This window comes from Erythrobacter sp. WG, from assembly GCF_026586795.1.
GTDB lineage: Bacteria > Pseudomonadota > Alphaproteobacteria > Sphingomonadales > Sphingomonadaceae > Erythrobacter.
Genome location: NZ_JAPFGY010000008.1, coordinates 104,117 through 117,049, shown reverse-complemented (window position 1 = coordinate 117,049; position 12,933 = coordinate 104,117). Strand labels below are relative to the sequence as shown.

Annotated in this window: 11 protein-coding genes, 1 tRNA gene and 1 pseudogene; 5 read left to right on the top strand and 8 right to left on the bottom strand. The window is 68.1% G+C overall.

Going from position 1 to position 12,933, the window contains the following annotated elements:
• From OPU67_RS06325 to OPU67_RS06315, 3 genes and pseudogenes are all read right to left on the bottom strand, one after another.
• A pseudogene (locus tag OPU67_RS06325) lies at positions 1-289 on the bottom strand (hypothetical protein); the annotation flags it as partial.
• Entirely contained in the window at positions 286-1,710 is a 1,425-nt protein-coding gene (locus tag OPU67_RS06320; RefSeq protein ID WP_267618432.1) for an amidohydrolase, read from the bottom strand. The pseudogene OPU67_RS06325 and the gene OPU67_RS06320, both read right to left, overlap by 4 nt.
• 89 nt (positions 1,711-1,799) lie before the next feature.
• A complete protein-coding gene (locus OPU67_RS06315; protein WP_267618430.1) occupies positions 1,800-3,413 on the bottom strand; it encodes a peptide MFS transporter in 1,614 nt (537 codons plus the stop codon).
• Positions 3,414-3,658: 245 nt separating this feature from the next.
• Here OPU67_RS06315 and OPU67_RS06310 point away from each other — a divergent pair, with 245 nt between their 5' ends.
• Together OPU67_RS06310 and OPU67_RS06305 are read left to right on the top strand one after the other, a co-directional pair.
• Positions 3,659-3,997, top strand: coding sequence for a GntR family transcriptional regulator (locus OPU67_RS06310; RefSeq protein WP_267618429.1), 339 nt, complete (start codon positions 3,659-3,661; stop codon positions 3,995-3,997).
• A 214-nt stretch (positions 3,998-4,211) separates the two neighbouring features.
• Positions 4,212-4,490: an integration host factor subunit beta gene (locus tag OPU67_RS06305; protein WP_267618427.1), complete on the top strand. Its 279-nt coding sequence runs from the start codon at positions 4,212-4,214 to the stop codon at positions 4,488-4,490.
• 203 nt (positions 4,491-4,693) lie between these two features.
• Here the strand turns inward: OPU67_RS06305 and OPU67_RS06300 are convergent, their stop codons facing one another.
• A complete protein-coding gene (locus OPU67_RS06300) occupies positions 4,694-6,373 on the bottom strand; it encodes a cation:proton antiporter (RefSeq protein WP_267618426.1) in 1,680 nt (559 codons plus the stop codon).
• Between the two features lie 121 nt (positions 6,374-6,494).
• Here OPU67_RS06300 and OPU67_RS06295 point away from each other — a divergent pair.
• Positions 6,495-6,579 (top strand) — tRNA-Leu (locus OPU67_RS06295).
• Between the two features lie 214 nt (positions 6,580-6,793).
• Positions 6,794-7,396 carry a PilZ domain-containing protein gene (locus tag OPU67_RS06290; protein ID WP_267618425.1) on the top strand — a complete coding sequence of 201 codons (603 nt, stop codon included), beginning with the start codon at positions 6,794-6,796 and terminating at the stop codon, positions 7,394-7,396.
• On the opposite strand, the gene msrB is transcribed toward OPU67_RS06290, so the two are convergent.
• The 4 genes from msrB to OPU67_RS06270 form a co-directional block, all read right to left on the bottom strand.
• Positions 7,397-7,897 (bottom strand): peptide-methionine (R)-S-oxide reductase MsrB, encoded by a 501-nt coding sequence (gene msrB / locus OPU67_RS06285; RefSeq protein WP_267618424.1) that lies wholly within the window; start codon positions 7,895-7,897, stop codon positions 7,397-7,399. It lies immediately after the preceding gene.
• A gap of 75 nt (positions 7,898-7,972) precedes the next feature.
• Positions 7,973-9,322 (bottom strand): cytochrome P450, encoded by a 1,350-nt coding sequence (locus tag OPU67_RS06280; RefSeq protein ID WP_267618423.1) that lies wholly within the window; start codon positions 9,320-9,322, stop codon positions 7,973-7,975.
• 119 nt (positions 9,323-9,441) lie between these two features.
• Positions 9,442-10,698, bottom strand: coding sequence for an ABC transporter permease (locus OPU67_RS06275; protein ID WP_267618422.1), 1,257 nt, complete (start codon positions 10,696-10,698; stop codon positions 9,442-9,444).
• On the bottom strand, positions 10,695-11,705 hold the full coding sequence (locus tag OPU67_RS06270; RefSeq protein ID WP_420708968.1) for an ABC transporter ATP-binding protein: 1,011 nt from the start codon (positions 11,703-11,705) through the stop codon (positions 10,695-10,697). The genes OPU67_RS06275 and OPU67_RS06270 overlap by 4 nt, the downstream gene beginning before the upstream one ends.
• Before the next feature lie 46 nt (positions 11,706-11,751).
• Here OPU67_RS06270 and queG point away from each other — a divergent pair, with 46 nt between their 5' ends.
• Positions 11,752-12,828, top strand: coding sequence for a tRNA epoxyqueuosine(34) reductase QueG (queG, locus tag OPU67_RS06265; protein ID WP_267618421.1), 1,077 nt, complete (start codon positions 11,752-11,754; stop codon positions 12,826-12,828).
• Positions 12,829-12,933: the final 105 nt, after the last annotated feature.

Below are 12,933 nucleotides of genomic sequence, written 5' to 3'. Positions count from 1 at the left end.
CCTCGACCACGCGCGAATGCAAGCCCAGCTCGCCGCCGAGCGTGCGCAGCAGTTCGACATTGCCCTTGGCGCCGCGCGCATCGACCGCCGCGCCGCCGGCGGGCGCGCCCGCGGCCGGGCCGGCATAGACCACGCTCCCGCCGCGCACGACAACGGTGCCGCCCGCGATCGGCGCCGAACCGTCACCGATGACAAGCCGGGCGTTGGTGATGGTCACGTCCTGCGCGAAGGCAGGGGCGGCGGCGAGGGCGATGGCGCCGACAGCCGCGCAAGCGAGGAAGCGCTTCATTTCACGTCTCCTTCGCCGGGCTGGCCAAGCTCGAAGTCGCTCACCGGACGCGTCTTGGGGTTCAGCGCGTCGAACATCAGCGCCCCGTCGATCCACACCTTCTCGGGCCGCGAATAGACGCTGAGCGGATCGCCGTTCCACAGCACCACGTCGGCCATCTTGCCCTTCTCGAGGCTGCCGGTCTTGTCGGCGATGCCCATCGCCTTGGCCGCGTTGTAGGTGATCCACTGGATCACCGTCGCATCGGGGATGGCGATGCCGAGCCTGAGGCCCGCCTTCTGCGCCTTGCGCGCTTCCTGGTTCAGGCGCTGGATATCGTTCTGGTCGTCCGAGTGAATCACCACGCAGGCCCCCTCGCGCTGGAGGAAGGCGGCGTTTTCCTGGATGCCGTCGTAGCTCTCCATCTTGAAGCCGTACCAATCGGCCCAGATCGCGGAGCATACGTCGTTTTCCTTGAGAAGATCGCCGATCTTGTAGGCCTCGACCGCGTGGTGGAAGGCGGCGACCTTGTAGCCCATTTCCTTCGCCATATCGAGCACCAGCGCCATCTCGTCGGCGCGGTAGCAGTGGTTCTGGATCAGGATCTCGCCGCGCAGCACGCCCGCGAGCGTCTCCTTGGCGAGGTCGCGCTTGGCCTTGGGATCGTTGGCGTAGTCGATCGCGGCGAGCCATGTCTCGCGGTTGACCGCGAGGTTGCCCATCCGGGTCGAGGGCATCCGTCCGCGGCTGCCGTAGACGCGCTTGGGATTCTCCCCGCAGGCCATCTTCATCGAATAGGGCGCGCCGGGGAACTTCATCTGCTGCATCGTGCGCGCGGGCACGTTCTTGAGCGTCACCGAGCGCCCGCCCATCAGGTTCGCCGAGCCGGGCAGGATCTGCAAGCTGGTGATCCCGCCATTGGCAAGCGCGCGGGTGAAGCCCGGGTCCTGCGGCCACACGGAGTGTTCGGCCCACACCTCGGGCGTGGTCGGATCGGTCGCCTCGTTTCCGTCGGAATGCGCATCGACTCCGGGCGAGGGGTAGTCGCCGAGGTGCGAGTGGATGTCGATGATGCCGGGAGTGACGAACTTGCCCGTGCCGTCGAACACCGCGATGTCGGCGGGGATCGAGGTGTCCGGCCCGCCGACTGCGACGATCGTGCCGCCCGACATGAACACCACGCCGTTGTCGATCCGACCGCCGCGCCCGTCATAGACGGTCGCGCCCCTGATCGCCGTCGCGACATTCGGGAAGGGCTTGTAGGTCGAGGCGTAGACGGGCTCGCCCGCCAGGGTCGCGGCAAGGGTCTTGCCGTCCTTTCGCGCGGAAGCCGAAGCCGGCTCGCCCGCTCCGCCCGTGGTGGAACAGGCAGCCAGCGCGAATGCGCTCGCCAGGGCCCCCAACGCGCTTGCCCGGGCGCGCCCCTTCTTGTCTGCGAACATTCAAACCTCGCGATATATCGATCCCTGGGTTGGAACCGAAATCGCGAGGTTTGTCCATGCCGTTGGACGAAAAATCCGTCCGGCCCGGTTTACTCCGCCGGGCGGGCGTTGACGGGATAGGCCTCGTCCGCGCCCTCCTGCGTATCGCCGGCATTGTCGTCGCGCAGGGTGTCGAGGTGCATCCACTTCTTCACCACCGGGCTGACCAGCAGCACTGCCACCGCCGCGCCGATCGCGATCCAGCCGAACAGTTCGTAGATATCGAGCAAGCCCTGCTTGGTCAGCTCGCCATCATGCCCGCCGGTCGCCTCGCCGATCTTGCCTGCGACGAAATTGCCGACCGCGGTCATGTAGAACCACGCGCCCATGATGAGGCTGGCGAGATATTTGGGCGCAAGCCGGTTCATCGCCGACAGGCCGACGGGGCTGAGGCACAGCTCGGCGGTGGTGGCGAAGAAGTAATAGGCGAAGACCAGGATGACCGGCGTCATCGCCGCGATGCCATAGGCTTCGGCGCCCCACACCAACACGAGGTTGGCAAACCCCATCTGCGCCAGCGCCAGACCGAACTTGGCCGGGGCCGAGGGCTCCTTGCCCTTGCGGCCGAGCCATTGCCACAGGCCCGCGAACACCGGGGCCATCAGGATGATGTAGATCGGGTTGATCGACTGGAAGATCCCCGCAGGCACCCCGGCACGGTCGACGAAGCGGTCGGTGAACAGGTTCATCGACCCGCCAGCCTGTTCGAACAGACCCCAGAACAGCGGGTTGAGGCTGATCAGGAACAGGATCGCGAACATGCGCTCGCGCGGCTCCTTGTCGAGCTTGAAGCTCTCGAACAGCACATAGCCGAGCAACGCCACGCCCGAAATCGCCAGCAGCGTCTGGATCACGTCCTGATACTGCACCAGCGCCCAGATCACCGCCACGGCAGCAAGGCCGATACCGTAGAGCCCGTATTCGAGCCCCTTGGCGAGCGGCCTCGGCGCCTCGCCCGCGCCGTTCAGCACGCGCTTGCCGAGCACGAAGACGATGAGGCCGACAAGCATCCCGATCCCCGCAAGGCCGAAGCCGTAGCCCCAGCCCAGCGTCTGGCCGAGATAGGCGACGAGGATGGTGCCCAGCGCCGCGCCGACGTTGATGCCCATGTAGAAGATCGTATAGGCCCCGTCGCGGCGCACGTCGGTGAGGTTGTAGAGCTGCCCGACCATCACCGAGATGTTGGCCTTCAAGAAGCCCGAGCCGACGATGATGAAGGCGAGCGCGGCCCAGAACACGTTGATCGTGGGATCATTCTGCCCGCCGGTGCCCTCGACCGCCATCAGGGTGTGGCCGATCGCCAGCAGCAGCCCGCCGAACAGCACCGCCTTGCGCTGGCCGAGATAACGGTCGGCGAGATAGCCGCCGAGCACGGGGGTGATATAGACCAGCGAGGTGTAGGCGCCGTAGATCAGGTTCGACTTGCCGTCCGAAAACAGCCAGTGCTGGGTGAGGTAGAAGATCAGGATCGCCCGCATGCCGTAGTAGGAGAAACGCTCCCACATCTCGGCGAAGAACAGCATGTAGAGGCCCTTGGGGTGGCCGGCGAACTCAGGGTCCTTCTGGACCGCGATCCTTGCGCCGATCGCCAGGAATACCACCAGCACGACCGATGCGATGGCCGTGATCCAATCGGCCTCCGCCCACAGCGAAATGTCTTTCATTGGATTCGATCCCCATCGAATGGTTGGAAGGCGGGCCTCACCACACCGCCGCAATGGGGGGCACCCTAGAGCCTCCGGCGCGCATGTGAAGCTTTTGTTGCGTGCGGGCGTAACAGAACGGTACCTACCCCCGGCCGCTACCGGACGGGCCGCGAGCGCGAGCGCGCGAGCCACAGCTGCACGCCGGATGGCGTGCAGCAGACAAGAATTGACCGCATGGCTGTATTATGGCACTGATGCACCCCATGAACCCCAACCGCCCCGTCTACCTCAAGCTGCGCGACCAGATCGCCGCGGCGATCATCGACGGGGTCTATGCCGAAGGCGCGATGCTGCCCTCGGTGCGGGCGCTCGCGGCGGAGCAGGGGGCGAACCCGCTGACCGTCGCCAAGGCCTACCAGCAGTTCCAGAACGACGGGCTGGTCGAGGTGCAGCGCGGCGTCGGGATGTACGTGGTGCGCGGCGCGGCGGAACGCCTGCGCGCCGCCGAGCGCGAGACCTTCCTGCGCGAGGAATGGCCCGAAATCCGCAGCCGCATGACGCGCCTCGGCCTCGATCCGGCCGATCTCGCGCTCGCCACTTGATCCTCAGATACCTGACATCAATGCACATTGCGCCGCGTTGCAGTTTGTGACACTGAGGGACAGATCGCTGCCAGCGGGATTGCATACGCGCCCGCGCTGCGATTAAAGGGGCAGCCTCTCGGGTCGGAGGCAGAGACAGAAACGACGGGGTAACCCGCATGACGGCGCAGTGGGGGGTGGCGCAAACCGCCCGTAGCTGCGCCCGGAGATCGCCATGATCAGATCCGAGTTGTTGCAGGAACTGCACAAGGACAATCCCGAACTGCGCGCCGACGAGATCGAGCAGGTCGTCGACATCTTCTTCGACGAGATCGCGCAGCGCCTTGCCGAAGGCGGGCGTGTCGAACTGCGCGGCTTCGGCGCCTTCTCGACCAGGGAGCGCGAGGCGCGCAGCGGCCGCAACCCGCGCACCGGCGAGACGGTCGACGTCCCCGGCAAGCGCGTGCCTTACTTCAAGGCCGGCAAGGAAATCCGCGAGCGCTTGAATAAGTAAGTTTGCGTGCCCGCATCCGCGGGCACGTCCTCGGCGAGTCTCAGGCCCTGCGGGCCTGATCGCCTGCGGCTCGCGCGCGTGCGCTCGCGGTCGCTTGCGCGACCGGAACCAGCGCCTTTCATTGATGATCGTGCCGATCCGGCCCGCCAATGGACGGGTCGCAAGGCCGAACGTCCGCCCACAGAGGCGGGTTCGCAAACAAGCTAAGCCGCGCGCGGCATATCGTCATGCGCGAGGTTCGGCATCGGCAGTTCGCGTTCCACGCCTATGGCGGTGAAGACCAGTTCGATCAGGCGCTCCGCCCCGCCGCTCGTCGCGAGGTCGACCGGCACGAGGCCGAGCGCCCCCATCTCCTCGATCGCATCGGCACCCTCGACGGCGATGATCCGGGGCACGCCCGGCATCCGCTGCTCGGCAAGCGGGGTGAGCTCGCGCGAGACCCCGGTGTCGCCGGTCGCGATCACCAGCACCTGCCGCCGGTCGATCCCGATCGCGTCCCAACTGCGCGGGTCGCCGGGGTTTGCGCGGTGCACGGCATAGCCGTCGGCGAGCGCCATCTGGAAACGGTCGTGATCCGCCTCGAGCGCGAGGTAGCCGACCTCGTTGTATTCGAGCGCATCAGCGAGCGCGCGGCCCACCGGCGTCATGCCGATGATCAGCACCGGCGCATCGTCGCCCGCCAGCTTCATGTCGGCCGGACCGCGCCGCAGCCGCCCGGCGAGCTTGCGCCCGAGATTGGAGACGACCGGCGTCACCGCGAGGCTGATTGCGATGGCGGTGACCATCGCCGAGACGAGGCGCGGCTCGGCAAGGCCCGCCACGGCGGGCAGCGCGAGCAGCACCAGGGTGAACTCGCTCCCCTGTCCGAGCAGGAAGCCGAGCTGGATCGACCCCGGCACCGACCAGCGGTTGAGCAACCCCGCCGCGACGTTGAAGGCGCACTTCAGCACGATCAGCCCGATCGTGACCCCGGCGACCATCATCCAGTCCCGCACCAGCAGCGCCGGATCGATCGACAGCCCGACCGAGATGAAGAAGAAGCTGAGGAACAGCCCGCGAAAGGCGTCAATTTCGGTCTGGACGAGGATGCGGTAGCGCGAATCCGCAACCGCCATCCCGCCGAGGAAGGCGCCGAGCGTCAGCGACAGGCCTGCGAGCCCTGTCGCCCACCCGGCGGCAAGCGCGATGAACAGCGCGGTTGCGGTATAGACCTCGGTGGTCCCGGCACGGGCGATCAGGCCGAACAGCGGTTCGGTAAGGTATCGCGCGAACAGCACCGCGACGGCGAAGGCGGCGAGCGCCTTGCCCCCGGCAAGCCCGAGCTGCGGCAGAAGGTCGCCCCCGCTCGCCAGCGCGCCCGCCGCGACCAGCAGGAGGATCGCGGCGATATCCTGGAAGATCAGGATCGACTGCGCGGCGCGGCCCACCGGGCAATCCTCCTGCCCCCGCTCGCGCACGAGGCCGATCACCACCGCGGTCGAGGACAGGCCCATGCCGAAGCCCGCGATCACCGCGAAGGCGGGCGGCAGGCCGACCGCCCAGAACAGCGCCGCAAACGCGCCCCCGGCGACGATCATCTGCAAGGATCCGAAGCCGAAGATGTTGCCCGCCTCGGCCCGGATCCGGCCGAGCGAGAAGTGCAGCCCCAGGTTGAACAGCAGGAACATCACCCCCGCCTCGGCCATCGCGGCGACCAGCGGTCCGCTGAAATCGTCCGCGAAGCCCAGGCTGGCGATGCCGAGCCCGAGGCCGAGATAGCCGACGATCGGGTTGAGGCGCAGCGCGCGGCTCGCAAGCGCGGCCCCGATGCCGAGGCCGAGCAGGGTAATCGCCGGCTGGATGGTCGCGACCACCGAATGTGCGCTGGAAGTGTCGCCCGCCATGTCCGCCCTGCTGCCTTGGGAAGTTCCCGCAATGGCAGATGGGGCCTCGCACCCGAGCTGGCAAGCGCCGCGTTCTCGGCGCTGGCCTTGCGGCGGTCACCTGTGGCAAGGCGCCCGAAGCGCGGGCGTGGCGGAATGGTAGACGCCGGGGACTTAAAATCCCCTGAGCTTTGCTCGTGCGGGTTCGAGTCCCGCCGCCCGTACCATCGCCGCCAGGGCCGCAGGTCAGCCGCCTAGGCGGCGAACGGGGTTGCGGCATTATCTCCCCCTTAACGCCTCACATCTAAGGCTCTTTGCGACAAGGCCGGGGCAAAAGCGTCCCGGGCACGCGTCCCGCCAGTGCCAGGACCAGGGGCTGTCGGGTTGGGACACGGACCTATGGAACCTGCAACGCACCCGGCGCCGCCGGAACCGACACCCATGCCGCCGGGCGCCGAACAGCGCGCTGCCCCGCGCTTCACCCTGCTGATCCGCGCGGCCAAGCTGGTGTCCGCACAGGGTGAATTTGTCTGCGTTATCCGCGATGTGTCCGAAACCGGCGTGAGCGTCCGGCTGTTCCACACCCTGCCTTCGTGCCCGTCCTTCGCGCTGCATATGCCCGCCGGCGCGGCCTACGAGATCAACCCCGTCTGGCGCCGCGACAACGAGGCGGGCTTCAGCTTCGTCGCACCGGTCGAGGTCGGCCGCCTGATCAACGAATCGGGCGAATACCCCAAGCGCGGCCTGCGTCTGGGGCTGTGTTTCCCGATCACCATCACCACGCTCGGCTCGGTCTTCGCGGCCGAGGTCGAAAACCTCTCCCAGCAGGGCGCGCGCCTGACCTGCGACCGGCTGCTGGCGATCGACCAGACCGTGCGGCTCGACCTGCCGGACACGCAGGGCAAGGCCCGTGAGGTGCGCGCCAAGGTGCGCTGGCGGCGCGACCTGCATTACGGGGTGGTGTTCGACGACACCTTCACGCTCGGTGAATTCGCAAGGCTGGCTGCCCGGCTCCAGGCACCAGCCCTGCTCGAGGGCAGCTGATCAGGCGGGCACGAAATTCAGCGCCACGCCGTTGATGCAGTGGCGCTTGCCGGTGGGCGCCGGCCCGTCACCGAAGATGTGCCCCAGATGCCCGCCGCAATCGGCACAATGCACTTCCGTGCGGGGATAGCCGATCAGGTAATCGGTCGAGGTGCCGACCGCGCCCTTGTCGATCGCCTGCCAGAAGCTCGGCCAGCCGGTGCCGCTGTCGAACTTGGTGGCCGAGGCATAGAGCGGATTGCCGCAGCCCGCGCATACGAAGGTGCCCTTGCGCTTCTCCTTGTTGAGCGGCGAGGTGAAGGGGCGCTCGGTCCCGGCGGTGCGCAGCACGTAATACTGATCGCGCGTCAGCAGCTTCTTCCACTCGGCATCGGTCTTGCCCTTGGGAAAGTTCTTCGCTTCCGCGGGCGAGGCACCGCAGGCGCTGACGAAGGGCAAGGCGGCAGCGATCGTCGCGGTGGCGGCCATGAGACGGCGGCGGTTCAGCAGGGGCAGGCGCATCGGGGGACAACTCCGTGGGGCGGGCATGACACCCGCTCCCCTTATACGTCGGTTCCGCCCCGCAGGTTTCACCCCTCAGAACGAGGTGATCTCGACCTCGAGCTTGCGGAAGCCGTGGACGAAATTCGCCCGCACCCGCTCGACATCGCCCGCCACGTGCACCCGCATCCGCCGCTTGTGCATTTCCTCGAGCAGCACCTTCAACTGCATCTCGGCGAGCCGCGCGCCCACGCAGCGGTGGATGCCGTAGCCGAAGGCCAGGTGGCGCCGCGCGTTCTCGCGCTCGATATCGAGCTTGTCGGGGTCGTCGAACACCTCCTCGTCGCGGTTGGCGCTGATGTACCACAGCACCAGCTTGTCGCCCTTCTTGATCGACTGCCCGAACACCTCGGTGTCCTCGGTCGCGGTGCGGCGCATATGTGCGAGCGGGGTCTGCATCCGCAGGCATTCCTGCACCGCGTTGGGGATCAGCTCCGGCCGCTCCTCGAACAGCTTGCGCTGCTCGGGGAACTTGTCGAGGCCGTGGATGATCCCGCTCATGGTGTTGCGGGTGGTGTCGTTCCCGCCGACGATCAGCAGGATCAGGTTGCCCATGAATTCCTCTGGCCGCATCTGGTTCATGGCTTCGGAATGGATCATCATGGAGATCAGGTCGCTGCCCGGCTCCTTGTCCATCGTCCGCTCGATCCACAGCGACTGGAAATAGGCCGCCATTTCCTGAAGGATGCCCCAGCGCACCTCGTCGAGCTCGCGCACGGTGGCGAGCTCGGTGTCGCCCGACCAGTCGGACCAGAAGGTCAGCAGGCGGCGGTCTTCCCAGGGGAAGCCGAAGAGGATCGCGAGCATCCCGGTGGTCAGCTCGATCGAGACGGTGTCAACCCAGTCGAACACCTTGCCGCGCGGCAGGGAATCGAGCAGCTCGCCCGTCCGCTGCCGGATCTCCGCCTCCATGTCGGCAATCGCGGAAGGCGTGAACTTCGGCGCGACGGTGCGGCGCTGGCCGGTGTGCTGCGGGCGGTCCATGGCGATGAACATCGGCAGCTCGCGGCGGTCGACGCCCGCGGCGGCAAGCTCCTCCTCGGTCAGCCGGTTGAGGATCGTGATGCCGCCATATTCCCAGCTCGATGAAAAGGTCTCGGGCAGGGCCTCGATGTGCTGGATCGCCTTGTGGCCGACCACCGCCCAATAGGGGCCGAAGGGGCTTTCCGGAATCCAGTGCAGCTGCCCGGCCTTGCGCATCTCGGCAAAGACCGGCTGCCAGCGGTCCTCGAAATAGATGTCGGACCGGCTCACGTCCCACGGGTGGGAATGCTGGAGCCGCTCCTCCGGATGGGCGGCGAGGTGCGCCTTCAGCGCTTCGTAGGCGGAAGGTTCGCGGCGAACCTGCGGACGTTGCACCGGGGTCGGCGGGGCGATGGTGGCCATGTCTGTCTCCCGTCGGGCAGCCTCTGGAACAGGGCCGCTCCGCTATGAGTCGCAGTCTGCCTCAACTGCCGCCCATGTCAACAATTCCGTTGCAATGCGGGACTGATCTGGGCAGCGTCCTAGGCGGCAAGGCTGGCGCCCTTGCGTCCCTTGTCGCGCCCCGCCCCGCCCGATTTCATGACGCGCTTGCGGAACAGCAGCGAGCCGCCCTTGACGATCCCCAACACCGCCACCGCCTGCCAGGCGAGCGCCACGGCGTGGGTCCACAGCTCGGGCTCCATCGCCGCCCGCGCGAGCATCGCGAAGGGCGAGGACAGCGGGAAGGCGATCGCGGCCAGCTCCAGCGTCGATCCGGGCTGCTTGATGGTGTAGGCGGCAAGGAAGAAGACCATTAGTTGCAGCATGGTCGCCGGCATCGACAGGGTCTGCACCTCGCGCACCGAGGCGGCCATCGAGCCGATCGTCAGGTACATCGCCCCGAGCAGCAGGTAGGCCATCGCGAAATAGATGACGCCCAGCGCCAGGAACAGCGGCCAGCCGACGGCGGGGGCGGGAAGGTTCGCCGGGTCGAAACCGGTCACCTGCGTGATCGCGCCTGCGCCCACCGACCACAGGCCGAAGCCCGCAAGCCCCCACACCGCGATGCCGACGAAGGAGACGGCGAGCATCGCGAAGAGCTTGCCCATGAACACCGCGTCCATCAGGATCGCGGCGGCAAGGATCTCGATGATCTTGTTCGCCTTCTCCTCGACGAGGTTCGAAAGCACCATGCCCGCGAGGAGCATCGTCAGGAGGAACAGCAGCAGCTGCGCGGCCTGCGCGGTCTGAACCCGGCTGGCCTTTTCCGATGCTGCGCTGGTGGCGACGAGCTCGGCGGCAACATCGGGGAAGGCGGTCGGCTCAGCCTCGGTCGCGTGGCCGGCGAGGAGGGCGACCGGCCCCTGCCAGCGCGCGACCTGCCCATCGGTGCCGACCAGCACCGGCCGGGCGAGCGAGCCGGTGAGGATCGCCGCGTAATTCCCGCGCCGCGCCTCCATGAAGGCGCGCGCGTCGAAGGCGGGATCGCCCGCCGCCTCAGGCACGTCGCGCAGCACCGGCAAGGCGCTGCCCAGCTGCGGAGCGAGCCGGTCGGCGGCGGCGCGCAGCTTCGCGTTGTCCGCCGGCGCCATCGCGAGGCCGACCTCCACGCTCACCGTGTCGCGCTGCACCGCCCCGCCGATGCCTCCGGCAAGCCCGCCGATCAGCACCGGGAAGAGCGGCCCCAGCAGGAAGAAGATGAAGGCGCGGCTGAACAGCACCGCGACGAAATCACGCCGGGCGACGACCCAGGCGGCTTCCATCGCCGACAAGCGCGGGCGGGCGGGCAGATCGGTCATGCGCGGGCTCCTTCGGCGTCGGCCTGAAGCTGGCGGGCAGCGGCCTCGCCGGCGATGGCGACGAAGGCATCGTGCAGCCCGGCGCGCTCGATGGAGAGCGAGAGGATGCCCGCCTCGCCCTCGATCAGGCCTTTCAGCAGCGGCTCGATCCCGGTCGCGGGCAGCGGGAAGTGGAAGAAGTCGCCGTTGCGGCGGGTCTCCTTGGGCAGCGCGGCGAGCCATGCGCCCTCGCGCGCGCGGGTCTCGAGACGCACCTGCGCCGGGATCCGGTCGCGCGCCGCCTCGACAGAGCCCGCATAGGGCACCTTCCCCCCGGCGATGATCGCCACGCCCTCGCACAGCCGCTCGGCATGGTGAATGACGTGGGTCGAGAAGATCACCGTCACCCCGTCGTCGGCGAGCGCGCGGATCATCATCTCGAGCTTGCCCTGGTTGATCGCGTCGAGGCCCGAGAAGGGCTCGTCGAGCACCACCAGCCGGGGCTTGTGGACCAGCGTGCCGAGCAGCTGGACGGTCTGCGCCATGCCCTTGGAAAGCTGGCGGATCTGGCGGTCCGCCGCATGGGCAAGGCCGTGGCGCTCGAGCAGCTCGACCGCACGCTTGCGGCCCTCCTTCAGCGGCAGCCCCCGCAGCGCGCCCATGAAGGCGATCGCCTCGATACATCTCATCGCCGGGTAGAGCCCGCGCTCCTCGGGGAGGTAGCCGATCAGCCGGCCGATATCGTGCGGGCGGTCATGCCCGAAGACCCGGCGCACGCCTTCGTCCGGGTCGATGATGCCGAGCACCATCCGCAAGGTCGTGGTCTTCCCCGCGCCGTTCGGGCCGAGAATGCCGTAGATCGCGCCCTCGGGGACGGAGATGTCCACCCCGTCAACCGCGCGCGTGCCGTCGAAGCTCTTGACCAGCCCGCGTGCCTCTATCGCCAGCGGCCGCCCGTCCGCCGGGATGGCGCTATAGCCTCCCGCGTGATTGCCCGCCTGCATCCGATCGCTTACCGCCATATCCATGGCATACGCGGTTAGCGGGCAGGATTAAACGGGAGCCTCTCCGGATATGGTTAACGCTGCCGCAAGTCTTGCCGATAGAGTGCGCGAGCGGGCGCTCGCCTTCGGCTTCGCGACGTGCGGGTTCGCCAGCGCCGCCGAGGACCCGCTGCGATCGGACCGGCTCGACCAGTGGCTCGGCGAGGGGCACCACGGGACGATGGAATGGATGGAGACGCGGCGCGCGCACCGCCGGTCTCCCCAGGGACTCTGGCCCGAGGCGAGGAGCGTCATCGCACTCGGCATGAGCTATGCGCCCGCCCACGACCCGCTGGCGCTGGAAGGCTCGGACGAACACGCGCGCATCTCGGTCTATGCGCAAGGGCGGGACTACCACGATGTCGTCAAGAAGCGCCTGAAGGCCCTCGCCCGCTGGCTGGTCGCCGAGGTGCCGGGGGCCGAGGTCAAGGTCTTCGTCGACACCGCGCCGGTGATGGAAAAACCCTTGGGCGAGGCGGCGGGGATCGGGTGGCAGGGCAAGCACACCAATCTCGTCAGCCCCACCCACGGAAGCTGGCTGTTTCTGGGCGCGATCTACACCACGCTCGACCTCGCCCCGGCAGAGCCGCACCGCGACCAGTGCGGGAGCTGCCGCGCGTGCCTCGATGCCTGCCCCACCGACGCCTTCCCCGTGCCCTATCGGCTGGATGCGCGGCGCTGCATCTCCTACCTCACCATCGAACACAACGGCCCGGTGCCGGAGGAGCTGCGCGCGGCGCTCGGCAACCGCATCTACGGCTGCGACGATTGCCTCGCGGTGTGCCCCTGGAACAAGTTTGCCTCCGCCGCGCAGGCGATCGCCGAGTTCCTCCCCCGCGCCGAGCTGGTCGCCCCGCGTCTCGGCGAATTGCTGGCATTGGACGATGCGGGGTTCCGGGCGCTGTTCGCGGGCTCGCCGATCAAGCGGATCGGGCGGGACAGGTTCATCCGCAACTGCCTCTATGCGGCGGGGAACAGCGGTGACGCCGGGCTGATCCCACGGGTGGAGGCATTGGCGAGGGACCCCGATCCGGTCGTCGCAGAGGCGGCGCAGTGGGCCTTGGGAAGGCTCGGCGCTGTGTCCCCCCTCCCCTTGGGGAGGGGGTAGGGGGTGGGGGCTCCCCGCCAGCGGCCACGCGGCGGCGCAGCCGCAGGCAAGTTCGCGCCGAAGAGCCAGGATGCCAAGAGGATGCGTCGGCGGATCAAGGCGAGG